At 57.8% G+C, this 24590-nt stretch carries 17 protein-coding genes and 2 pseudogenes; 13 read left to right on the top strand and 6 right to left on the bottom strand.

Annotated elements, in window-relative coordinates; all coding sequences use genetic code 11:
* Nucleotides 1–16: 16 nt before the first annotated feature.
* Together ACQY6C_RS09810 and ACQY6C_RS09805 are read right to left on the bottom strand one after the other, a co-directional pair.
* Entirely contained in the window at nt 17–1039 is a 1023-nt protein-coding gene (locus ACQY6C_RS09810; RefSeq protein ID WP_427968256.1) for a glycoside hydrolase family 5 protein, read from the bottom strand.
* 32 nt (nt 1040–1071) lie between these two features.
* The gene (locus ACQY6C_RS09805) at nt 1072–3591 is read right to left on the bottom strand and encodes a glycoside hydrolase family 3 N-terminal domain-containing protein (protein ID WP_427968255.1); all 2520 of its coding nucleotides are present in this window, start codon (nt 3589–3591) and stop codon (nt 1072–1074) included.
* A 376-nt stretch (nt 3592–3967) separates the two neighbouring features.
* Between ACQY6C_RS09805 and ACQY6C_RS09800 the strand changes: the two genes are divergently transcribed.
* The 11 genes and pseudogenes from ACQY6C_RS09800 (at nt 3968) to ACQY6C_RS09750 (ending at nt 18060) form a co-directional block, all read left to right on the top strand.
* On the top strand, nt 3968–5275 hold the full coding sequence (locus ACQY6C_RS09800) for an MFS transporter (RefSeq protein ID WP_427968254.1): 1308 nt from the start codon (nt 3968–3970) through the stop codon (nt 5273–5275).
* A gap of 242 nt (nt 5276–5517) precedes the next feature.
* Entirely contained in the window at nt 5518–6693 is a 1176-nt protein-coding gene (locus ACQY6C_RS09795; protein WP_427968253.1) for a tyrosine-type recombinase/integrase, read from the top strand.
* 106 nt (nt 6694–6799) lie between these two features.
* Nucleotides 6800–6958: pseudogene (locus ACQY6C_RS09790) on the top strand (ATP-binding protein); the annotation flags it as partial.
* Nucleotides 6959–7452: 494 nt separating this feature from the next.
* Complete coding sequence (locus ACQY6C_RS09785) at nt 7453–8586, top strand: AraC family transcriptional regulator ligand-binding domain-containing protein (protein ID WP_427968252.1); 1134 nt, start codon at nt 7453–7455, stop codon at nt 8584–8586.
* 119 nt (nt 8587–8705) lie between these two features.
* Nucleotides 8706–10277: an AMP-binding protein gene (locus ACQY6C_RS09780; protein ID WP_427968251.1), complete on the top strand. Its 1572-nt coding sequence runs from the start codon at nt 8706–8708 to the stop codon at nt 10275–10277.
* Nucleotides 10278–10437: 160 nt separating this feature from the next.
* The gene (locus tag ACQY6C_RS09775) at nt 10438–12660 is read left to right on the top strand and encodes a TonB-dependent receptor (protein ID WP_427968250.1); all 2223 of its coding nucleotides are present in this window, start codon (nt 10438–10440) and stop codon (nt 12658–12660) included.
* 542 nt (nt 12661–13202) lie between these two features.
* The gene (locus ACQY6C_RS09770) at nt 13203–13925 is read left to right on the top strand and encodes an alpha/beta hydrolase (protein WP_427968249.1); all 723 of its coding nucleotides are present in this window, start codon (nt 13203–13205) and stop codon (nt 13923–13925) included.
* A gap of 5 nt (nt 13926–13930) precedes the next feature.
* Entirely contained in the window at nt 13931–15571 is a 1641-nt protein-coding gene (locus tag ACQY6C_RS09765; protein WP_427968248.1) for an MFS transporter, read from the top strand.
* Nucleotides 15572–15624: 53 nt separating this feature from the next.
* A complete protein-coding gene (locus ACQY6C_RS09760) occupies nt 15625–16041 on the top strand; it encodes a cupin domain-containing protein (RefSeq protein WP_427968246.1) in 417 nt (138 codons plus the stop codon).
* A gap of 155 nt (nt 16042–16196) precedes the next feature.
* Nucleotides 16197–17411: a serine hydrolase domain-containing protein gene (locus ACQY6C_RS09755; RefSeq protein ID WP_427968243.1), complete on the top strand. Its 1215-nt coding sequence runs from the start codon at nt 16197–16199 to the stop codon at nt 17409–17411.
* A gap of 229 nt (nt 17412–17640) precedes the next feature.
* Nucleotides 17641–18060, top strand: coding sequence for a CoA transferase (locus tag ACQY6C_RS09750; protein WP_427968241.1), 420 nt, complete (start codon nt 17641–17643; stop codon nt 18058–18060).
* A 105-nt stretch (nt 18061–18165) separates the two neighbouring features.
* On the opposite strand, the gene ACQY6C_RS09745 is transcribed toward ACQY6C_RS09750, so the two are convergent.
* Genes ACQY6C_RS09745 through ACQY6C_RS09730 form a run of 4 tightly spaced genes read right to left on the bottom strand, consistent with a single transcriptional unit; the run spans nt 18166 to nt 22066 of the window.
* The gene (locus tag ACQY6C_RS09745) at nt 18166–18951 is read right to left on the bottom strand and encodes an SDR family oxidoreductase (protein WP_427968238.1); all 786 of its coding nucleotides are present in this window, start codon (nt 18949–18951) and stop codon (nt 18166–18168) included.
* 24 nt (nt 18952–18975) lie between these two features.
* Nucleotides 18976–19488 (bottom strand): MaoC family dehydratase, encoded by a 513-nt coding sequence (locus ACQY6C_RS09740; protein WP_427968235.1) that lies wholly within the window; start codon nt 19486–19488, stop codon nt 18976–18978.
* 2 nt (nt 19489–19490) lie between these two features.
* Entirely contained in the window at nt 19491–20303 is an 813-nt protein-coding gene (locus ACQY6C_RS09735) for an enoyl-CoA hydratase/isomerase family protein (RefSeq protein ID WP_427968232.1), read from the bottom strand.
* Complete coding sequence (locus tag ACQY6C_RS09730; RefSeq protein ID WP_427968229.1) at nt 20300–22066, bottom strand: acyclic terpene utilization AtuA family protein; 1767 nt, start codon at nt 22064–22066, stop codon at nt 20300–20302. The genes ACQY6C_RS09735 and ACQY6C_RS09730 overlap by 4 nt, the downstream gene beginning before the upstream one ends.
* An 861-nt stretch (nt 22067–22927) precedes the next feature.
* Here ACQY6C_RS09730 and ACQY6C_RS09725 point away from each other — a divergent pair.
* Together ACQY6C_RS09725 and ACQY6C_RS09720 are read left to right on the top strand one after the other, a co-directional pair.
* Nucleotides 22928–23863 (top strand): SDR family NAD(P)-dependent oxidoreductase, encoded by a 936-nt coding sequence (locus ACQY6C_RS09725; protein ID WP_427968226.1) that lies wholly within the window; start codon nt 22928–22930, stop codon nt 23861–23863.
* Nucleotides 23860–24590 (top strand): annotated as a pseudogene (locus tag ACQY6C_RS09720) (acetyl-CoA C-acyltransferase); the annotation flags it as partial. The gene ACQY6C_RS09725 and the pseudogene ACQY6C_RS09720, both read left to right, overlap by 4 nt.

Genomic DNA, 24590 nt, shown 5'->3' with positions numbered 1-24590 from the left:
GCGGCCTCGCCGCAGATTACTCCTCTAGGCCCAGTGCCTTGAGCATTCCCGGCTTCCACGCTCCGGCCTTGCGGTCGTAGAAGGGGAATGTGTTTGCATAGGCCCAGACGCATATGCCGATACCTGTCGGCTCGAATGCCTCGCGCACGACGCGATGGTATTGGGCACGATCCTTCGTCGAGATATGTTTGTCGTAAGCACCTACTTCGCCCATGAACGGCACTTTGCCGGTCCGTTCGATATAGGCTTCGATCTTTGCGACATCCTTGGCAAGTTGCGCCTTGTCTTCGTCTGTCGGGAAGTTCCGGCCAGGAGGGGGAATGTCGGGTGCGACCCAGCTTGCTCCCTGGTGCGTATAGGCAAACGGATCATAATAGTGGAACGTCGGATAGACATTCGGATCCTCGGGCAGCGGAAGTGTTGCGAGTGATTCCAGTCCGCTCCAATCCTCGCCGCCGATGATCACTGCACGGGTAGGATTGACCGCCCGCACCGCTTTCAGCGCCGGGGCGAGCGTTTCAAGAAGATTGGAATGGTCGAAATTTTCGTGGGGTTCGTTCTCCAGTTCAAACCAAAGGTGATCCTCGGGATAATCGGCAAATCGCTGGGCGATCTGGCTCCACACGGCGCCGTGCCGATCGGAGATGCCGAGCGGATCATCGTGGATCCCATCGAAATGATGGCTGTTCAGGATCACGTTGAGTTTGGCGGCCAGCGCCCAGTCGACAATTTGCTGGATGCGGTCCATCCAGGCCGGATCAACCGTGTAGGGCGGTTGATCGCTCGTCTTGTTGCTCCAGCGCACGGGAATGCGAACGGTCTTGAAGCCGGCTGCCGCGATCCGCTCGAAATCGGCCTGCTCGGCAGCTGCACCGCCCCAGGCGCCTTCGGTTTCCGGTTCGAGCGTGTTGCCGAGATTGATGCAGGTGCCGATCGGCAACGACTTCGCGGGGTGAGCCGAATCTTGCTGCGCATATGCGACCGGTGACTGGAATGTGAGCGCGGCTGCCAGGAACGCGGTTGCGAGCTTGCGTTTCATGTCTCTTTCCTTTTGCGATCGGGTGCTTGGCTTCAACTGCACGGTACAATCTGGTCCGCGTCCGTTCCGAGCCGTACTTCGCCAATGGCAAAGTCAGCCGATCCCTGTGTTTCCAATACGAATGGCTGAGTTAGATTGGTGACGTCAGCTCCCTTCGACCGCAGGCATTTCAGCGGAATGCCATAACGGATGTAATCTGAACTTACCGGCAAGTCGAAATCGGTAAATCCGCGGCTTTCGGGGCCAATCGCGCCCAGACGCGCCCTTTCCGGTGCGTCCCAGACTTTCAAGGTCACCAGCAGAAGTATGTCGGCGTTGGTTTCCCGATCGATATCGACCGCTTCGAAATTGCGGAGCTGAACGCTGGCTGTTCCACCCTTGATCGAAAACCGCCGTGCGCCTTCCTGAACCTTGAAGTTCTCTGCGGTCACTCGCACACGACCACCTAGTGCTTCTGCAGGAGCAGTGGTGATGCGGGTCTGTTCGCCGGTACCCTCTCCTTCGACCAGCAGCGACCAGCGCGATGCGGGCACACCGGCGCTGAACCAGAGGCGACTGTCGCCCGCGAGTGAGCTTGCGTCGAGCTCGGGCAGGGCGGCCCATGCCTTTGCCGGCGAATGGTAGTCGAGGCCGTATCCGAACTGGAAAAGCGTTCCTTCGCTCAGTTGTAGCGTAAGTGGCCAGTCGGTCGGCAGCTTGCCCTTGAAGTCATAACGCGGTTTACCCTGCGCATCGCCTATCAGCAGATCGGCTATACCCGCACCTTCGCTTCCGGGCAGCCAGGCCACCACGAAAGCATCGGACGCATTGAGAGCCGGATTTATATAGAGCGGCCGCCCGGTGATCATCACCGCGACGACGGGTATTCCCTCCGCCTTCAGTTTGCGCATGGTTTCGTAGGGGGCTGTCAGTTCGGAATCGAGCGCCAGCACTGCGCGGTCACCCTGGAACTCGGCGTAGGGAGTCTCGCCAAACACCACAACGGCAGCGTCAGGCCTTTCTTTGAAGCTGCCGTCGGGCGAAAGTTCTGCGCTACCGCCGCCTGCCTCGACAGCCTGTTTCAGTCCGCTCCAGATCGAAGTGGCCCCTGGGAACTGGCTGTTGTCGATTCCCGTGCCCTGCCAGGTGATCGTCCAACCGCCGGACTGGCGAGCGATATCGTCCGCTCCGTCGCCGGCGACCAGCAGGCGGCCGCCCGGCGCGATGGGCAATACGCCCTGGTTCTTGAGCATGACGAGCGATTCCCGCACTGCCTCTCGTGCAATCGCGCGATGCTCTGGTGAACCAAGCAGCTCGTAGCGCCCCGAATAGGGCCGATCGGAGGGCTTGCCCGCTTCGAACAGGCCGAGCCTTCCCTTGACCCGCAAGATGCGCGTTACGGCGTCGTCGATCCGCTCCATTGGGATCGCACCCTTCTTTGCGCGCCGAAGCAGGTCCTTGTAGATTGGTTTCCAGGTATCGGGTGCCATATACATGTCGACCCCGGCCACCAGCGCTTGCGGGCAGCTTTCGTTGGTGCAGCCTTCTACCTGGCCATGGGCGTTCCAGTCTGACACAACAAAGCCGCCGAAGTCCCAGCGATCCTTCAATACGCCAGTCAACAGGCTCTTGTTGCCTGTCATCTTGCGGCCCTGCCAGCTCGAGAAGCTCGCCATCACGGTTGCGACGCCTGCCTCGATTGCGGCCTCATAAGGCTTGCCGTGGATGTCGCGAAGTTCTTCCTCGGATATCTGGGCATCGCCCTGATCCACGCCGTTGTGCGTGCCGCCGTCGGCAAGGAAGTGCTTGGTTGAAGCGATCACCTTGTCCTGGGCCAGAAGGTTCTGATTGTCGGGGCCTCCCTGCAGGCCGCGGATCATCGCTCCAACATAAGACGCGACGAGATCGGGGTCAGATGAATAGCCTTCGTAGGCGCGGCCCCAGCGGAAATCCTGCGGCACGGCGACCGTCGGTGCGAAGGTCCATTCCTGGCCGGTGACACGGATCTCCCTGGCCGTCGCTGCGCCGATCTGTTCGATCAATGCCGGGTCGCGCGTCGCGCCGAGCCCGATATTGTGCGGGAAGATCGTGGCACCGATGATGTTCGAATGGCCGTGCACCGCATCGGTGCCCCAGATCACCGGGATGCCGACCCCGCCATCGGAGGTGTCGACCGAGGCAAGGTAGAATGCGTCGGCGGCGGCAAGCCAGTCTGCTGCCGGTGACAGATCATTGCCGTTCGGCCCGCTGTTGCCGCCGACCAGGATCGAGCCGATGTGGTATTTCTTCAGATCGTCTGGCGTCACGCAGCACAGGTCTGCCTGGACAAGCTGGCCGATCTTTTCCTCGATCGTCATGCGCGAAAGCAGGTCCGCGATCCGTGCTTCATCTTTGGCGTCGAGCGGAACGGGATATTCATAAGCGGGCCATATCGCGGGGTTCGCGATGCCGGCGTTGCTCTGTGGCACGCTGGTCTGAGTGACCGGAACGGGGGCGGATTCGACCGCCGCAGGGGTGCATCCGGTTAAGGATGCCGCAGCCAGAATCGAAAATCGAAAGCCGATACGGCCCATCAGATATCCTCCCTCCGTGTGGAAACGCCGCCAAATATTCAAGGCATGCGTTTCACGCTCTATTGTGAGCGCTATCATCCTGCTATGGAATGGTGGCCTCCGAGTCAATCGTGCATCGCGAGATTGTGAGTGGTCGGCACCCCTATGGGTTCACTTTTCCGCCCCTTACAGGGAACAATGCTTGCCTTGTGTGCCTTCGCGCCCTAGCCTCAAGCAGACTGGTGAAGGCAGACAGAATCTGCAGTGCCGGAATTTGGGGAGGGATATCGGAAATGTGGCATGAGCGATTGATAGCGCTACCAAGAAATTGCGTCTGGGTTTCGCTTCATTCTCCCGACAAGAACCGTGTCGCTGCGTGGCGTGTAGGGAGGGGCGCATGACAGCCCAATCATTGGCCAAGCCCATGGGCCGGTATCGTTGGGGCATTTGCGCCCTGTTGTTCTTCGTCATCACGATCAACTACATCGATCGCCAGGTCATCGGTGTGCTCAAGCCTGTGATCGAAAGCGAAATGGGCTGGAGCGAAGTCGACTACGGCAACATCGTAACAGCATTTCAGTTGAGCTACGGCGTTGGTCTGCTGCTTGTCGGGCGCTGGCTCGATGCTGTCGGCACGCGCAAGGGCATGGCGATTGCCATCGCGCTGTGGAGCCTTGCTGCGGCGCTCCATTCTGTGGCGCGGACCGTCTTCCAGTTTGTGCTGGTTCGCATGGCTCTGGGCGTTGCGGAAAGCGCTGGTTATCCCGGCGCCGTCAAGTCGATCGCCGAGTGGTTTCCGCGCCGCGAACGCGCGCTGGCCATGGGGTTCCTGAACGCCGGTGCCAATGTGGGCGTGGTGCTTACACCGATTATCGGGATTACCATCGCCGGAATCTATGGCTGGCAAGCCGCCTTTCTTGTAACCGGACTGCTCGGGCTGGTGCTTCTCGTGATTTGGCTGCGGTTCTTCCGTCAGCCAGCCGACCATGCCGGACTGACCGGCGAAGAACGGGACTGGATCGAGCAGGACGGTGAGCAGATGGCTCAAGAGCCGCTCAAATGGCGCGATGCACTCCGCCAGCGTCAGGCCTGGTATTTCATCTGCGGCAAGTTCTTTACCGACCCGGTCTGGTACCTGTTCCTGTTCTGGCTTCCCGATTTTCTCGCCAAGACGCAGGGCATGGAGCTGTTCCCGAAAGGCGATAGCGGGATCCTGGCGACGATCGGCCCGGCTCTGATCGGTGTCTATCTGCTTGCCGATATCGGTTCGATTGCCGGCGGCTGGCTCTCCTCGTCGCTCATCGCCCGGGGGTGGAGCGTCAATCGCGCGCGCAAGACGACCTTGTTTGCGGCCGCTTGCCTGGCCGTACCGCTGGTGACAGTGGCAAGTGTGCCGAGTTCGTTGGTTGCAGTTCTGCTCATCGGTCTCGGAACGGCGGCGCATCAGGCCTTCAGTTCGAATATCTTTACAATGATTGCGGATCTTTATCCTCGCAATGCAGTGGCCACGATTGCGGGGATGGGCGGGCTTGCTGGCTCGATCGGCGGGATATTGATCGCGCAGGCAACCGGATGGACGCTCGAGCTGACCGGTTCATATGTGCCGATCGTCATCTACGCCGGGATGGCCTATTTGATTGCCTTCCTCTGCATCCATCTGATTGTTCCGCGGATGGAGCCGGTGACGGTGAACGAAGGGGCCTAGGTAGGCGCGAGGTGCCACGCCAGGAGAATTCGTGAAGATGACGGTGAGGGAGCTGGTGGGCGCGGCAAGGATTGAACTTGCGACCCCACCCGTGTGAACGACGATGCTATGCACGCGTACGGACAGATACGGACTCATTAAGCACTTGAAAATAAGTCTTTTTCGTCTATAGCCATTCTTGGCAGTTCGCATAGGTTTTTCATATTTTTTTCATACTTTTTGCGATCTCAGGCAAGGCGATTATGGCACTGGTGGACCTTAGCAGGATTGGTTTCCGCGAAAGATTGAAACCGAGAGACGATAAGGAGCCCTATTGGCAGCGGCTCCAGGCTGGTTGGTATCTTGGCTATCGTCCATCCAAGCTTGGCAGCGCTGGGGCATGGTTTGCGCGAGCCTATGACGAGGACACGCAAAGGTACCGCCGAAAGAACCTTGGCCACTTCAAGGGTAAGATTGGCAACGAAGTGTTTGCGGCTGCCAGAAAGGAAGCGGAAGCTTTTGCGGAGCTGGTCGAAGCGGGCGGCATTCAGGCCGTAATGCTCGAAACCGTTGCAGATGCATGTCGTGCGTATCTGGACGAGAAACCGGGATCAATCGCAGAAGGTGTTTTCCGGCGCCATGTGTTCGACGACCCTTTGGCGAAGATCAAGCTTTCGAAATTGCGCAGGCGACACCTGGTAGAATGGCGAAAACGCCTTGAGCGTACTCCAGCGCTGATCAGCCGAAGCAAGAAAGGCGAAAAGCGCGTCAAAGTCCGCTCTGCGTCAACCGTCAATCGCGATATGGTCCCGTTACGAGCAGCGCTTTGGCGCATACTCCCGCCTGGAACACCGAAATCTGATGCTGCTTGGCAAGAGGCGTTGAAGCCGATCAAGGGTGCTGGTCGGAGACGGGACCTCTACCTTGATCGAAATGAACGCAGGAAGCTGCTTGCAGAACTTGAAGCGGACATAGAGCCGTTCGTTCGCGCTCTGTGCTTTCTTCCTTTGCGTCCAGGCGCGCTAGCCGCATTGAAGGTCAGCAACTTTGACAGGCGGACTAGAACTCTGACGATTGGTTCCGACAAGAACGGTGTGCCTCGACAGATCTTGGTCCCCCATAGCATTGCGGATTTCTTGAGTGAGCAATCGAAGAGCAAGTTGCCGTCTGCTTGGATTTTCACCCGAGGTGATGGAGTCCCTTGGGTTAAGGATACGTGGAAAGGGCCGATCAAGATGGCGGTGAAATCTGCCGGCCTTCCCGATCAAGCAACGGCATACACCATGCGCCACAGTGTCATTACTGACCTTGTCCGAGGAGGTCTCCCAATACTCACGGTCGCACAGATGTCGGATACAAGCGTGGCCATGATCGAGAAACACTATGGCCATTTGGTGCTCAATGATGCCGAGGAGGCGTTGGCCAAACTAGTTCTGTGAGTACGCGGTACTCTCTCCGCCCACGCTGGAACTTGCCAGCAAATAGGATCATGATGGCCGCCCTACACGGGTCTGCCAACCATGCTCGAACTGCTCAGGACCATGCGCCAGACCCACGTCGGCGTTGCTAGACCGACTGACCCATCATTGCCACATCCTCGAAACCGGAAACGACGGCTTCCGCTTCAAGGCATCCGCCGCCAGCGGCAAACAGAAAAAGGAGACCGAACAACACTTGACCAAAACCGAAACCGGGAGAACATAGCCCCCAGCAACCCGGGTCAGTTCTCGATGATAATCCCGGGTCACTTCTCAGCGGAAATCAACAGGTGGCCTGAAGGGCGGCCTAGTTCGCGTCACACTGGCGAGTCACTTTGCCGCCGCGATTATAGGATGTCCACACAAGACGGCACCCACACGGTAGTACACGGCTGGTTGGTACCCGATCCCGCTTGCCCAATTCATAGAGGACACGCGATTCAGACGTGAGAGGTGTGGTTGCTGCGTCCGCTCGTCGCCTTGGTGTTCAATTGGTCATCAGTTCCAAGCGAGACGGTCGATCTTCCCATTGCGGAAGGAAGGATTCTTCGACAATTTCCAGTTGGACGAACGCTGGGCACCTTCGTGACGGTCTGGTTCCCAGCGCAATTTGGGGGCAGGTATGATAGGATGAAGCAGCGGGGCAATGCGCCCGCGGCTTTGGAAATTCTGGCCGTATAGCTGTGACTCACATCATTCTGATGACCGGCTGTTAGGGAAATGAGGCGCGTGGAGGGTAAGGCCGTTCAAGGAGAGCGCATAACGAAAAGCCTGCCGCTGACATTGGGCAGCGATTTTGTTCGCGCCTTCCTCAAGGGCGCCGAGCTTCGCGGCTATGACCCTGAAGCCCTATTGAGGAAGGCGGGGATTGCGCCCGCAATCCTCATCGATCCCGATCTTCGACTTGACGGCAGGGATTTCCAGCATCTGACCTACACGATCCAGGGCGAAATGAACGACATCTTCATGGGGTTTATGGAGCAGCCCGGCAAACTTGGATTGGATCGCGAGCAGGGACGTGTCCGCTTCCAGTGCGCGACGCTCGGCGAGGCGCTGCGCTCATCGACGCAGTTTCGCGAGGTGATCCGCAATGACATCAGCTATGAATATGTGGATGACGCAAAGCGACGGGAGTTCACGCTTACTGTCAATTACCGAGTAATTCCGGAGGTCGACCGGGCATTGTTCCATTGGCACCGACTGACCCTCATTTACCGCTATTATAGCTGGCTTATCGGCCGGCGGATCGCGCTTCGGCGCGCCAGTTTCGAGGAGCCGGAGCCAGTTGAGCCTGATGCCCGCCGCCGCTATGGAATTTTCGATTGCGAGAGGCACTTTGATGCGTCCGCCTATTCTCTCACCTTTGACCGAAAATATTTATTGAGTCCTATCATCCGCAAGAGCGAGGCCGAGCATGTCGACTATGTCCTCGACAATCCCGACTGGTTCAGCATTCCGGGGCAAGGCGCAAGCTGGGCGCGACAAACCGAGCAGGTCATCATGCGCTTGCAGCAGCGCGGCGTCTGGTCGCCAAATATCGCCACGGTCGCCGCCATGCTTTCAGTGGGTGCCCGGACCTTGCGGCGCAACCTCGCGCGCGATAATGAGTCCTTCACCCGCATCAAGGCGCGCATGCGCTGCGATCTTGCGATCGCGTACCTGATCGCGACCGACCTTCCGATCACGGTGGTTGCCGAATATGTCGGCTTTTGCGAGCCGCCCGATTTCACCCATGCCTTTGTTGGCTGGACAGGGCTTAACCCCTCCGCCTATCGCGAGCGGCACGCGCACGACAAAGACCTCATTCCGGCCGCCTCCGCGCGCCTCGCCAGCCATAATCAGGCGGCGGTGTAGCGCCAAACCCGGCGCAACCATGTCATTTATTCCAATCATCAGTGCGCAAGGCTCCATGGCGGCCTTAGTCTGAATGCCTAACACTTCTCCCGGACAAAATGATGGGGAAATGCGAGGCAATGGCGTTGGACAGGCGCTCTTACGAGTTGATGGTGCAGGGGCGCGATCTGCCATGGATCTTGAGGCAATGGGTGACGCGCACCCCGGACAAAGATTTTCTGATCTGGGTACCGCACGAAGGCGCGCATCGACGCTGGAGCTATGCGCAGTTTGACGCGGATGTCCGCGCATGCGCTGGCGGTCTGCAGCGCCAGGGCATCGACAAGGGCAGCCGCGTGCTGCTCCATTTGGAGAATTGCCCCGAATTGCTGATCGCCTATTTCGCCTGTGCGGCGATCGGCGCTGTGGCGGTGCTCGACAATATGCGCTCAACCGAGGCCGAGATCGCTTGGTATCTCGAACTCGTCGCTCCAACCGCCATCATTACCCAGCCGTACCATCGCGAACTCTTCACCCGCATTGCCCCTGCTGGCTGTTCCCTGGTGGTGGCATCCCAGCCCTGCGGGCCTGACGGAGCGGAGCCGGGGGCGCTGTCGTTTGACGATCTGCTGGATGCGGAGCCGTTTTCCGACGATCGCCCACCGGAACCGATGCTTGACCTGCGCGTCCAGTTCACCAGCGGCACCACCTCGCGGCCCAAGGCGGTGCTCTCAACCCATGCCAACACGCTCTTTGCCGCGCAACAGACGGCCTACGCCTATGGCCTGCGTCAGGATGACATCTGTCAGCTGTTCGTGCCGCTGTTCCACAATAACGGCCTTGCGACGCTGGCGATGAGCACCTTGTGGTCGGGCGGCACGATCCTGCTTCAGCCCAAATTCTCTGCCTCCAACTTCTGGGGGCCAGCGCTGCGCTATGGCGCGACCTGGACGTCCTTGCCCAGCATCTTTTTCGTCAATGCGCTCGCCAGATATGATGTTCCGAAACACCATTTCCGTTTCTGGAGCTTCGCCGTCATGCCCGAGATCGAAAAGCGTTACGGAGTGAAGACGCGCGGCCATTGGGGGATGACCGAGATGATCACCCTGCCGCTGGTGGGCGATCCGTTCCACGTGGGCGGCCTGCTCAATATCGGCCGCCCGGCGCCGGGCAATGAAATCGCAATTCGCCGCCCCGACGGCAGCGATTGCAGCCCAGGCGAAACCGGGCATTTGTTCGTACGCGGTGTGCGCGGGATCACTATCTTCAAGGAATATCTGAACGACCCACAGGCGACCGCCGCCTGTTTCGACGAGGACGGCTGGTTCGACACCGGCGACCGGGTGCGGATCGACGAGAGAGGTGACATCTTCTTCGCCAGCCGCGCCAAGGACATGCTGCGCGTCGGCGGGGAGAATGTCGCGGCGGCCGAGATCGAGGCGGTGATCATGTCGAGCGGCTGGGTCGAGGAATGCGCGGTCGTCGGCAAGCCCGACGTCATGCTCGATGAAGTGCCCGTCGCCTTCGTCATTCCGGCCGACGGCGCGCCCGAAGACCTGCCCAATGCGCTGATCCGGCGCAGCGCGGGCCAGTTGGCGGACTTCAAGGCGTTACGGGAAGTGCATATTGTCAACGACTTGCCGCGATCGACGCTCAACAAGATCGCCAAGCGCAAACTGCGCGCGATGCTGGAATCGGGCGAGGTTGTGTAGTCCAAAATACGGTCAACTTTTCCAACAACTCCTGCTCCGGTCTCCATGGCTAGGCGCTCTGCGTCGGCGGTAGGATTGGTCCGGATTTAGAGAGAGCCGGGCATGGGGATGAGCAAGTCCCCTACCGGCGATGGCATCTGTTATATTGGGGAGAGGAAATATGATGTTTTCGAAAACAGGTCTTACTTGCTCGCGCGCTCTGCTTTTGGGGGCTTCGGGGCTGGCATTGGGCGCGGCCTTTGCGCCGGGCGCGAGTGCGCAGGAAGTGGCGGCGGAAAGCGAGGCGGCCGACGAAGCTGGACTAGGTGAAATCATCGTCACCGCGACTCGTCGCGAGGCGCGTCTGCAGGATATTCCGATGTCGATCAACGCCTTTGGCAGTGATCAATTAGAGGAAAGAGGGGTCGAGAGCGTCCACGATATGCAATTTCTTGCAGCGGGTCTGCAGATTGATAATTCCGTTGGAATCACGCGCATAACAATACGTGGCATTGGAAATAACCAGGTGAATGAAGGTTCAGAGTCGGGAGTTGCCGTGCATCGGGACGGGGTATTTCTTTCCGAGCGGCCGGAGCAGGGCACTTCCTTTTTCGATGTTGAGCGAGTCGAGATACTGCGTGGACCGCAGGGCACCCTCTATGGACGAAATGCGACAGGCGGATCCGTCAACATCATTACCAAAGCGCCAACGCGGTATTTTGAAGCCGGCGGCAGTCTCACATACGGCAATTACGACCTCGTTGAAACCGAAGGTTATGCCAGCGGGCCGTTGATCGGAGACGAGCTTATGGCACGTTTCGCCTTCAAGACCAGGACTCATGACGGCTTCACGCCCAACATTTTTGATGGGCGCAGGTTGGACAACGGCGATCTTGCGAGTGTGCGCGGCAAACTTCGCTATGAGCCGACATCCAGTTTTCGTCTGGACCTTGTCGCGGACTATAATCGTGATGACAGTTTTCGTGGTTTTGTCGCTGAAAGGAACAGTACTGGTCAACCTCTGGCGCATGAACTGGGCGCTGACGGTGTGTTGGGTACTGCAGACGACGGTGTATTGCCGTCTGGCCGCGCAGTTAACTTGAACGATGAGAACGTCACCGAACGGGAATGGTGGGGTTTAAGTGCCAAGGCGGAATGGGACCTTGGCGGTGTGACATTGGGGTCCACGACGGCGTATCGCAAAGCACACTACTTCCAGTCTGCGGATCTCGATGGAGGTGACTTGAGCCGCCTTTTGTCGGAGGCACTCACTTACGACGCAGAACAAATCTCCCAGGAAATAACTCTATCTTCATCTGGGGCTGGCGAACTGCAATGGGTTGTTGGTGCGTTTTATTTTCACGCTGACAGATCTCTCATTCTTCCTATTGTGTTGCCTCCTCTTGGAACAACCTTGCTTGGCGAAGTCGATGATCTGCCGATTGATACCTATGCAGTCTTTGGCGAGGCGAGCTATCCCGTTCTTGACCGGCTTACTCTGACCATTGGCGCCCGTTACAATTATGAGAAAAAGTCAATCGATCAGTCGTCAACAATCTTCGGCGTAACCAGTTCTGAGCAATTGGAAGATAGTTGGAACTCGTTCACGCCCAAGGCCGCGCTTACTTATGAATTCAGCGACGCGGTCACTGCCTATGCGACGGTCGGGAAAGGCTTCAAGGCTGGCGGTTTCAATACGGCTACGCTGCAAGGAAGAGCCTTTGAACCGGAAAAAGTGACCAATTACGAAGTAGGGCTCAAGTCCTTATTGCTTGATGGTCGATTGAGAAGCAGTATCTCCCTATTTCATATGGACTACCGCAATCTTCAAGTGGAGGTCAGAAGAGATAATGGTCAAGGTGCCGTACTGCTTTCTATAGATAATGCTGCGGCGGCTACGATTCGCGGTGCTGAGTTCGAGTTCGAGGCGCGGCCAGCTGAGTTTCTATCTTTCGATGGCAACGTTTCTTATCTCGACGCGACATTTGACGAATGGCCTGATGCGATCAACAATTTGGTTGGTAATACTCCGATAGATGTTTCTGGAAACCGTCTGCCAAACTCACCGCGATGGGCCGCTAATCTGGGCGCAGCCATTACTATTCCGATAGGAAGCTGGGGTTCAGCAACCCTGCGGGGGGAATATTCCTACAAGAGCCGCACATTCTTTCGACCATTTGAGGAAATGGATCTATCGCAAGAACCGTTTGGCTTATTCAACGCCCGCCTCACCTTTGAGGATGCAGATGGGCGATGGAACATCGCGAGCTGGGTAAAGAACTTGACTGACGAAGTGGCGGCGGCAGGAATGACCCAATTTGGTAGTTCCCTTTCAGGAAGGCCGAGAGCCGTCATACTGCATCCCCCGCGCACCTATGGTGTGACGGTTGGTTATAGGTTCTAGCCGGCACTCGTACGGCCCGGCGTTCGACAAAGGTAGACGTCGGGCCGCTACTGATACGAATCTGCGGTACCGTCGATCACATTCGAGGCGGCAACCGCTTGTTTTAAAGCGGGAATGCACGTGGAATATTCCACATCTTGGTTCTGGCAATTGAGAATGATGTTGAGGTCAGGAGGCGCACGTCACTCTCAACGAGGTCGAATGCCTTCATCGAGTCGTCCCTTTTTCCAGTCATTCCCGCAAATTTAGATCAATTGGACGTTCTCGTCGTTGAGGAATGTATGAGTAAGGCAATACACGTAGGCGATTCATTGGATCCTATGCTGTTCCGGCCGGGAGCTATCTCGTCCGAGACGGTCGCAGTCAATAGGGCCGTCGCGGAGGCCATCGCCGGGCTGCCTGACTGGTGGCAGGTTGGCGCAGCGGAAGCCAGGGCGCAGCGGGCAAGCGGCGGGGGTCCTTATCCTCTGCCTCCGAAGTCGGAAACGGCGCGGACAATCCGCATCAAGGGCAGAGGTGTTGACGTTCCCGTGCGGATCATCATGCCCGATAACCCGTCGGGAATCTATCTCCATATCCATGGTGGCGGCTGGGTGTTTGGCGCAGCAGACCAGCAGGACCCGATGCTGGAACGTGTCGCGACCAATACGGGGCTTGCCGTGGTCAGCGTCGACTATCGTCTTGCGCCGGAACATCCCTATCCCGCTGGTCCCGACGATTGCGAGAGCGCCGCGCTTTGGCTCGTCGAGAATGCACGGGCTAAGTTTGGCACCGAAATTCTTACCATTGGCGGGGAAACCGCCGGCGGGCATCTCGCTGCCGTAACGCTTTTACGGATGCGTGACCGCCATGCCTGCACCGGCTTCAAGGGAGCCAACCTTGTTTTTGGAGCATTCGATCTGGGTATGACTCCGAGTGCACGCCAGTTCGGCAACGAGCAGCGTCCCTTGCGCACCCTCGATATTGAAAAGTTTCGTGGTGCGTTCGTGCCTTCAGGCACCGACGTGAGGGGCCCCGATCTCTCGCCGCTTTATGCCGATCTCGCAGGGCTTCCACCGGCGTTGTTTACAATCGGTACGCGCGATGGGCTCCTCGACGACACGCTTTTTATGTATGCGCGCTGGATTGCCGCCGGCAATGGGGCCGAACTCGCTGTCTATCCGGGCGGGGCCCATGGCTTCGCCCACTTCTCCGGCGCGCTCGCGGCCCAAGCATACGCGAGGATGGACCAATTTCTTAGCACCTGTCAGCAGGGCCACGGATGAGCGTGATGGCGAATCAAGTTCTAAAAAGTGGTGTAGCGGCGATTGCGCCGCCTCAACATGTATCTGTCGCCTCTCGCACTAGAGTCAACGGCTGGTACGCCCGCTACGTGCTTGGCGTGCTAGTTCTCGTCTATGTGATCAACTTCATCGACCGGCAGATTTTAGCGATCTTGGCCGAAGATATTAAGGCTGATTTGGGCGTATCGGATGCGCAGCTCGGCTTTCTGTTTGGCACGGCTTTCGCTGTGTTCTATGCCACTTTCGGTGTCGCCTTCGGACGGCTCGCCGATGTTTGGAACCGCAAAAAGCTGATCACCGTCGGGCTTGGATTCTGGAGTCTAATGACGGTAGCGTCCGGCCTTACGCGCAGCTTTCTGCCGCTCGCTTTCTGCCGGTTCGGTGTAGGCATCGGCGAAGCGAGCGCCACCCCGGCCGCCTTTTCAATGCTATACGATTATTTTTCTCCCAAGGTGCGCACGACGGTGCTTTCCATTTACTCCGGGGGTGTCTACATCGGCATGGGCTTGGGACTATTCCTAGGAGGCTCGATCCTTGAAGCCTGGGCTGCGGCTTGGCCGCATCCAGCGCAGGCACCGTTTGGATTGAGGGGCTGGCAGGTAGCCTTTATGGTAGTAGGCCTGCCCGGTCTGATTATGGCACTTTGGGTGTCGACGCTGCGTGAGCCCGTTCGGGGGCACACCGACGGGATTATTAGCGATAATCATCCGCGTCCCCTTGGGGAAATGGGCGTCGTGCTCATAAGTATGCTTCCTGTAGCTAATTGGGTGTCGTTTTACAGGCAGTCAGGCCAGCACAATTTGGCAGTTAGCAATGCCGCCGCCGCTACCCTTATCGCGGTTATTTCTCTGGTGCTGGCCGAGCTGACAGGGGATATTCTTCAATGGATGGCGCTGGCTGTTGGCGTTTATGCCGCCGTTTCCTGGGCCCAGGGCCTCGCCCTGCGTGATCCCGTTGTATTCGGTATGATGTTCAGGTGTAGGACGTTGACGACCTTCATCTTTGCGGGCGCGAGTTGGACCTTCACTATTGTGGGAATTGGTTTCTGGGCTGTGCCATTTTTTCAGCGCTACCATAACGTGAGCGCTGGCGAAACGGGCGCAATTCTGGGGCTGGCGATGGCGACTATGGGCTTTGTGGGCATCATCGTCGGCGGAATACTAGCCGACAGGTTACGCCTATACACGCCCAAAGGAAAACTCATTGTCTGGTTGGGGAGCGTGTCCGCGGCGCTCGTTTCGTCCTTGCTGTTCTTGACGGCACAGGATGTACGCCTCGCCTATTTCGGGTTCTTTGTACTCTACTTGACTGGCACAATGGCGCATGGGCCGGCGGTATCAACGGTCAATGACCTGATGCTTCCGCGAGGACGAGCAACTGTTTCGGCATTTGCTTTTATGATTTCTACTTTCGGCGGAGCGGCTCTTGGGCCGTATGTCACAGGTCATATCAGCGACATCATTGCGGTGGGAGGCGCCAGCAGCGGCGAGGCGCTGCGACAGGCCATGCTTTGGACTCTCCTGCTTCCATTGACAGGCATTTTGTTTGTGAGCCGACTTCTGCGTCATATCGCAGATGATGAAGAGAGTTTAATCACGCGCGCGCGGGCACTGGGCGAAAAGATATAGGAAGCGAACGGAAAGACGTTGGATGTTTTCGTCAAAAGTGTGGAGTGAACGTTATGCATATAAAGCATGTAAACATTAGAGATCTTAATCCTCTACATAGATCCAGTCTTAAGATATGGCCAACATCATTACAAGAAAATAGTAAAGCCTTTGAGATTTTAAAACATGGGGATCTGGGTTGTCCCGACGATGCTAGTCTCAACGCAATTGAACTGAATCCTGGGGCTGTTTACCCAGCTCATGCTCACGATCAGCCTGAGTTCTACTACGTCCTCAAAGGACAAGCGAAAATGACGTGGGGAGATGACACGTTCATAGCGTCGTCCGGGTCCGCAATTTACACTCCGCCAGGCGTCGGGCATCGCGTCGAGGCTATAGGTGAGGAGCCCTTCGTTGCGTTGGTGTTCTGGTGGGCACCCGGCGGAGATAAGGAAGCTATCGGTCGGAATTACCGCTTTCTGGGCGATTAAATGGCGCGTTTGGAATGATTTTTGTGCAGGGACCTGATCGTATGAAGGACTTAAACGTGACACATGCTTTATGTGGCCACCAATATGGCTTGCCAGTCGTGGAGCCGGAAACGGTCGGCATGTGTAGTGAGAGACTTGCTCGTATCAAGCCTGTCATGATGAAGTTCGTTGACGAGGGGCAAGCACCGGGATTTGTCACCGCGATCGCGCGACGCGGCGAACTCGTCCACTACGAGGCAATGGGCTACATGGATGTAGCGAGCCGTAGACCAATGCTACCCGATGCGATTTTCCGACTGCACTCACAGACAAAGCCGGTCGTCGGCGTCGCAACAATGATGCTGTTCGAGGAAGGTCATTTCGGTCTTAACGACCCGATTGCTGCCTATCTGCCGGAATTCTCCGAAATGGAGATTCTGCAGGATGACGGCTCGCGTGTGAAGGCCCGTCCTATCACGATCAAGCATCTCATGACCCACACAGCTGGGCTTTCCTATTATCTTTATCCCGAAACGCCGGTTGGCAAGATGTACGTGGATGCCGGACTCGTCACCAATTCCGCAAGGCTAAATGGCACTACCTGCGAGCAGTACGTGAAGAAGATCGCGTCCCTGCCGCTAATCGCACAGCCTGGGACAATCTGGTCTTATAGCGAGGCTATGACGGTCTTGGGTCGGCTGATCGAGGTCATATCCGGCCGGTCCTTGGGAGAGTTTCTTAAGCAGCGCCTCTTCACGCCCCTGGGCATGGTCGACACGAACTTCTACGTACCGCCCGAGAAGATCGATAGGCTAGCTACGCAATACATGCAGGCGCCAGACGGTGGTCTGGTTGAGGTTCCCAAGGACGATATTTCCAAAGGGGACTACGCTTCTGTATCCAATGATTTCAGCCGCCCACCCTCTTACGAGGGGGGCGGCTCGGGCCTGGTCGGCACGGCTCCTGATTACTTACGCTTTGCCCAGATGCTGTTGAATGGAGGAGAACTCGACGGCGAGAGGTTCCTTAGTCCCCTGACAGTGGATTGCATGATGTCGAATCACTTGGGGCCGGAGTTTGGAGAGGCGCCACTGGCGGCGATGGGGAACTATGCTTGGTCAACCCCCGGCATCGGGTTTGGCTTCTGTGGTCTCGTGGTGACTGATATCGTGGCTTCCGGCTCGACTGGATCGAATGGGGAGTACAGCTGGGGTGGCGGCGCGAGCACCGATTTTTGGATCGATCGGCGGCAAAATTTGATTGGCTTGGTGATGACGCAGCTCTTGGTTACAGGTTGCATACCCTCGCGTGAACGGATGCACCAAATGACCTATCAGGGAATCGTTAACAGCGATTGGATAAGTTCGAGCCAGAATGAATGTGTTTATTAAAAGAATTCATAATATTCCAAATAGAACAATATGCATGTCACAATTATTTGTGAGATTGTTTTTCTAGATTTCACGGATATTCGATAAAAATCTAGAAATTCTATATTTTCTTAGTTTGATCTGAACGGCATGTTCGTAATTATCTGGGTGGTGTAAACGGCCGGCGGGGCGGGGGTGACCCCGTGTTTTCTTGTGACTTACATTCCGCTAGATGGGGTATCGTTCAATCATGGATAGGACATCGTTCAACTCGAAACCTTCTCAGCTTGAAGGGTCACTCTCGGGGATCAATGTCCTTGACTTCGGTCACTATTACCCTGGCCCGATGGCGGCCATGATGTTGGCTGACCAGGGTGCGAATGTCATTCGCGTGGTGAAGCCGGGCGATCTGGAACTGCCGAGTCAACAATATCGCCTGCTCAACCGGAACAAGAAGCTGCTGACACTTGACCTGAAGAGTGTCGAGGGAAAGGCCCAAGCACTGTCGCTGATCGAGCGTGCTGACGTGGTGATCGAGAACTTCCGCCCCTGCGTGATGCATCGGATGGGGCTGGATTATGCCAGCGTCAAGGCGCAAGGACGATCCCGACATTGGATCCGTCCCTTTTTGAATGCTCAATCTGGGCCTGGACCGGTTCTGCCGTGTTGATTGCCACTTTGACACTCATCTCTTCACCGCTCGATTGTACTATCTGGCTGGGCTTCACCCGGACAAGAATTCTCATCTCTATAACACAAACCGCAGATGTCGGTTTCAGGCGTTGGCAACCATTCCGCCATCCACCGGGATTGTAACACCAGTTATCCATGCGCTCGCTTTCGAAGCGAGAAAAATTGCGACGCCGGCAGCATCGTCAGCTGATCCGGCACGTCCGCGCGGGATATACTTGACGATCTCGGTTTCGTCAGCATGTGCCATCATCTTGGTCATTAACAAGCCGGGGGCAATTGCGTTGACGTTGATGTTTTCGGCGGCGAGGGCGGCAGCCAGGTGCCTGGTGAGCTGGATTACACCAGCCTTTGAGGCAGAATAGGCAAAATTGTCGGCATGCGGATTTGTAATGCCGTTGATCGATGCGATGTTGATTATGCGTGCAGGATCCTCAGCGCCAGAAGCTTGCCGCAAAAAGGGCGCCAACTTCTGCGTCAAAAAGAATGGTGACTTGAGATTGAGATCAACCACTTTGTCCCAACCGCTTTCGGGATAATCGTCGAACGGCGCTCCCCAGGTAGCTCCAGCGTTGTTGACAAGGATATCGAGCCTGCTTTCATGTTCGGCAAATGCCGAGACCAGTGCTTCGATCCCCTCGACAGTCGAAAGGTCGTACGGCAGTGCGAGACAGGATCCGAATTCGCTCAAGCGTCTCGCGGTTTCCTCGCAATCGCTGGCCTTGCGCGAAGTGATATAGGTCCTGACGCCTGCTTCCACATAGCCGCGCGCAAACATCTCACCGATTCCGCGTGAACCGCCAGTGACGATTGCTGTTTTTCCTTCAAGCCCAAAGAGATGCCTCAGTGGATCAATAGAATTGTTACTCAATAGTTCGGCCTCCGCTTAATTTCCTCATTGGCGCGCAAGTTCATCATGCTGCATCAAGATCGAACATGCGGTTGCATGGGATTCAAGCTCAAGCATGCACAGCCAGTGTGCGAAGAGCGCTGGCTTGTCGCTGCCCTCGATCTCGACAATGGTATCGTAACCCAGGAGCACGCGCGAAGGCGATTTCCAGTCGAGACTACCAAGCACCAACCGTCCCCTGATTCGTGATCTGGACGGCACTGGGCTCAACATGCGAACCTTGTCGAACCCGTAATTGATGGCGAGGCGCGTGCCCTTGACCTCGATCCCCGCCTCAAAGGCAAACTTGCTGAGCAGCGAGAGCGTGAGGAAACCATGCGCGATCGTACCGCCGAAGAACGACTCCCTGGCCTTGTCAGGATCGACATGGATGAATTGCCAATCCTCCGTGACCTGCGCGAAGGCATCGATGCGTTCCTGCGCAATCGTCGTCCAGCCCGAGACGCCAATCTCGCGGTCGATCCAATCATCGAGCTCGCTGGGCACAACAATTGGCATGCTCAGTCCTTCCATACTGGCGCGCGCTTCTCAAAAAAGGCAGCCATGCCCTCCTTGGCGTCATCGCTTGCGACGCAGGTGAAGAAACGCGATTTGAGATCCGGCAGGGCATCATCGAAGCTTGCCATTTCGACATCGCGCATGGCCTTGAGGCCCGCCTGCATTGTGGCCGGCGCATAGCTTGCGAGTTCCTGCGCGAGCTTTCCGACGCGTACAGACAGCAGTTCGTGCGGAACCGCTTCGTTGACAAGGCCGAGCTCGGCTGCGCGCCTGGCTGAAAGCATCTGGCCTCGCATGATGAAATCTGTCGCGTCGCGGCGCGGCAGGATACGGAAGAGGCCCGCCATGACCTGGAAGGGCCACAGGCCGCGCTTGATCTCAGGGGCCGAAAAGGTCGCGCGATCGCTCGCAATCGCGTGGGTCGCGTTGCACACCATGAGCAGCGCGCCAGCGAGCACCGGGCCTTGGATCCTGGCGATGACCGGTTTGTTGAGATGATAGAGCGCAATCACCATGTCATCGACTTCGCCAAGGTGAGGGATCGTCGACTGGCTCTTCGGCTGCGGCTCACCGCTCAGCGCCTTGAGATCGCCTCCGGCGCAAAACACATCGCCGCTCGCTGCAAGCACGACCACGCGCACAGCGCGGGTATGCTTGGCAAAGCTGAGAAGATGGAGCAGCTCATCGACCATCACGTCGTTGATCGCATTGCGGCGCTGTGGGCGGTTGAGCGTGACAGTGAGAATATGGTCCTCAAGCTGCGGGATTACGGCTTCAAAAGTTTCGCCTTCGAAATGGGTCAACGTTTCGCTCACAGCAACGCCTCCGGCACATCGATCAGCCTGGCGCGCAGATATTCGCCCAGCGACTTGGCCTGACCATCGGTACGGGTCGCGGCCGCAATCCCTTCTCCCAGCACACCACGGATGACGAAATTGAGGCTGAGAATATTGGGCAGCTCGAAGCGTTCGATGGGATATTGAGCCATGTCGGGAAGGAGTTCGGCCAGCTTCTGGGCGGTGAGGAAATGATAGAGGAAAGCATAGGCTTCCTCGGTCCTCGCCCAGACGCCAACATTGGCATTGCCGCCCTTGTCGCCCGAGCGAGCGCCGAAGAGTTGTCCCAGCGGCACGCGCGCCGTTGGACCATTGGGGACGGGCGGCGCATCATAGGGCGGACCATGATAACCGTCTTCAGGCAGATCGAGCTGACTTGTCGGCAGCACTTCGGTGACCTTGCCGTCAGAATGGACGCGCTCGACGATATGTTTGCTGTCGACCAGCGCGGGCCAGTGCTCGATCACCGGACCCGAGGAGGTGACGGCGGGCTTGCCGTAGAAGCCCGGAAAACTCGCCAGTGCCAGCTCGGTCACCTTGCGGCCGAAGCCTCGTCCGACCTTGGCCGGATCGGAGGAATGGACGATGAGTCGGAGCGTTGCGGTGGCTGCATCATTCGACTGCGGATCGTGCCTGTCGGTGCGCAGCAGCAACTCGTCAACCCGGTCGAACGTCTCGCGTCCGCCAAGGCTATCGAACAGCGCGTCGGTAAAGACCCTGGCCTTCGCTTCGACATCGAGCCCGGTCAGCGCGAGCTCGATGCTGATTCGATGGCCAGCTTCGAGGTTCATGCAGACCTTATGCGTTGGCGGCGGACTCGATCCCCTGACCCCAGTTACTCGCACGCGCTCGGGCCCGGCCGCCTGCATGCTGAAGCTGTCAAAGTGGCCGGTCACGTCGGGATTGAGATAGGCCGGTGAGCCGATCTCGTAGAGCGTCTGCGCGGTAAGTGTGCCCTTAGAAACCAGTCCTCCGGTACCGGGATGCTTGGTGATCGTGAAACTGCCGTCCGCCTCGATCTCGGCAATCGGAAAACCGACATTGCGTAATGACGGGACTTCATGAAAGAAGGCGTAGTTACCGCCCGTAACACTCGCCCCGCATTCGATCAGGTGGCCCGCCAGCAGCGCTCCGGCAAGTTGATCATAATCATCGCGGCTCCAGCCAAATTTCCAGGCAGCCGGCCCAATGACGATCGAAGCATCGGTGACGCGCGGGCAGATGACGATATCCGCGTCATCATCGAGCGCCTGCTTGATCCCCCATGCGCCGAGATAGGCATTGGCTGTAAGCACGCTGCGATTGGACTCGGCAATGGACTTGCCGCTATCGATATTGGCCAATCGCTCGCCTGCCTCGGTCAGTTCGCCGAGCCGCGGAACTAAATCGTCACCCTCGATCCAGGCAATCTTGGGGCGTACGTTCAATTGATCGCAGGCATGGCGCACGGCCTGGGCGCAGCCTTCAGGATCAAGCCCTCCAGCATTGGCCACGATCTTGATCCCGCGCGCCATGCACTGTTCGATCACTTCGATGACCTGGCGCACGAAGGTCGAGGCATAACCTGCGGCATCATTCTTGAGCCGCTTCTTGTAGAGGATCGCCATGGTAAGTTCGGCGAGGTAATCGCCGGTCAACACATCGATCGGGCCGCCGTCGACCATTTCGCGCGCGGCGGCGAAACGATCGCCATAGAAGCCCGAACAATTGGCGATGCGAAGCACGTCATGTCCTGCAATCAATCTTCATTCCCCCTAAGGCTTTGACGACACCGAGGGACCCGGGAGCCGTCCTGCTAGCGTCAGTTAAGAGTCTGACGCAGTACAAGAGTCTCGACAGTGCCTCAGGACCCGCGCAACGCCCATGGCAGGTTCGCCCTCATCAATTGGCAGATTCGACCACACATACGCCAATGCAGGTCAGCATGATGAGAAGCCGTCGCGTCTCTGCCTCGCCGCAGCCTGGCTCATGCGTCGCCATACTCATACGAGCCCCTGCAGGTCTTCTCATCATAGTTGCCGCGGAGTTGTCAGCGCCCAGAGCGCGAAAACCTGATCAGGGAAAGCAAGTCAGCGGACAAACATCAGGGCCAGTGGATCAGGTCCACGACCAAAAGGCCGAAGACATGACCGCACCCGAAGACGCTAACCACAATCTTCACCCATGATGACAGAGCGCTGTCCAGACATGACTGCGCCCCTACCAGGCAATCGTAGCGGAATGACAAGATAAGCCATCCTATTTTGACGTCTACGCGGTCAAAAATGCCAATTGATGCGGTCGTTTGCGCCATGGTCACATCGGTGGATCAATTTTAATTTCGCGTTACGTCTGGCCAGCCCTTCGGGTCGTAACGGCCAATAATCGATCCTGCCGAGTCACGGCATTGAGCCTCAGCTCGGCGGCGTTTCTAGTGTGAGTCGCGCAGAAAGAGGGACTGCTATGATTGTGGATCGGCCGATGCTCCCGAACATGGCCGGGTAGGGCGGGCGCACAATTCAAGGCCATCGAACATTTGACTGGAACTGAGGTTGGCGGGTCAACCGATGACCTGACTCGGGCCAGCCTTCTTCATTGTAGAACAAGTAAGGGTAAATGAGAAAATGACGATCAGTTTTGAAGGCAGGGTCGCGATCGTGACGGGTGGTGGCAACGGCCTGGGGCGCGAACATTGCCTGCAATTGGCTCAGCGCGGCGCGAAAGTGGTGGTGAACGATCTGGGCGGCTCGCTCGACGGCTCGGGTGCATCGGCTTCGGCGGCGGAAAGCGTGGCCGAAGAAATCCGCGCTGCCGGCGGTGAGGCGATCGCCAATGGCGCGGACATTACCGATCTCGAGCAGGTCGAAGCGATGGTTGCCGAGGCCAAGGCCAAATGGGGCCGGGTCGATATCCTGGTCAACAACGCCGGGATCCTGCGTGACAAGACCTTCGCCAAGATGACGATGGACGACTTCAAGAAGGTCGTCGACGTGCATCTCTTCGGAACCACCAATTGCTGCAAGGCGGTCTGGGAGACCATGCGCGAACAGAGCTACGGGCGTATTCTCGTGACCTCGTCCTCCTCGGGCATCTACGGGAATTTCGGCCAGTCGAACTACGGCGCGGCAAAGGCCGCGATGATCGGGCTGATGAACGTGCTGCATTATGAAGGCGCGAAGTATGATATCCGCGTCAATGCGCTGGCACCGACCGCGGCAACGCGCATGCTCGAGGACCTCATCGATTCCGAGAAGGTCAAGGAACTGATGTCGCCGGCCTCGGTCTCTCCGGGCGTGCTTTATCTCGTGAGCGAAGAGGCACCTTCGCGGGTGATCCTGGGGGCAGGGGCGGGCTCGTTTGCGGTCTCGCGCATCTATGAGAGCCCGGGCGTCTTCCTCGGCTCCGACGCCACCGTCGACGATGTTGCGGCGAACTGGGAGGCGATTGCCGATCCAGCAGGCCAGGTCGCGCTCGCCAATGGCGGCGAACAGACGGGCAAGTTCGTCGAGATGGCAGCTACTGCCCTCGGTATCGACCTCAAGCAGGAGCAGGCAGCATGAGGGAAGCAGTTATCGTCTCCACCGCGCGCACGCCGATCGGCAAGGCCTATCGCGGCGCGTTCAACAATACGCCGGCGCCAACGCTGGGTGGTCATGCGATCCAGCATGCCGTCGAACGCGCAAAGGTCGATCCGGCCGAAATCGAGGACGTCACCATGGGCTGCGCTCTGCAGCATGGCACGGCGTTCATGAATGTCGCACGCCAAAGTCTGATCCGCGCAGGTCTGCCGGTCACGGTCTCGGGCCAGACGCTCGACCGGCAATGTTCGTCGGGCATGATGGCAATCGCGATCGCCGCCAAGCAGATCGTGTGCGACGGGATGGATGTGGCGATCGGTGCGGGTCTGGAATCGATCTCGACCAACCAGGTGCCGCAGGCCTTCGTCTCTCCCGATCCTTCGCTCATCGAGAGCAAGCCCTCGCTCTACATGTCGATGCTCGAGACCGCCGAGATCGTCTCGGAGCGCTACGGGGTGAGCCGCGAAGCGCAGGACGAATACGCACTGCAATCACAGCAGCGCACGGCAGCCGCACAAGGGGCGGGCAAGTTCGACGATGAAATCGTCTCCATGGCCGCTACCATGAAGGTCATGGACAAGGAGACCAAGGAGGTCTCCGAGCACGAAGTCACGCTGGCAGGCGATGAAGGCAATCGCCCGCAGACCACGCTCGAGAACCTGCAGAACCTGAAGCCGGTCTTTGCGGACGGGCAGGTGCTCAAGGAAGG

The sequence above is a fragment of the Altererythrobacter sp. genome (assembly GCF_050299635.1).
Classification (GTDB): Bacteria; Pseudomonadota; Alphaproteobacteria; order Sphingomonadales; family Sphingomonadaceae; genus Erythrobacter.
Note: the sequence above shows the minus strand (reverse complement) of the source record. Positions and strands in the feature narration are given on the sequence as shown.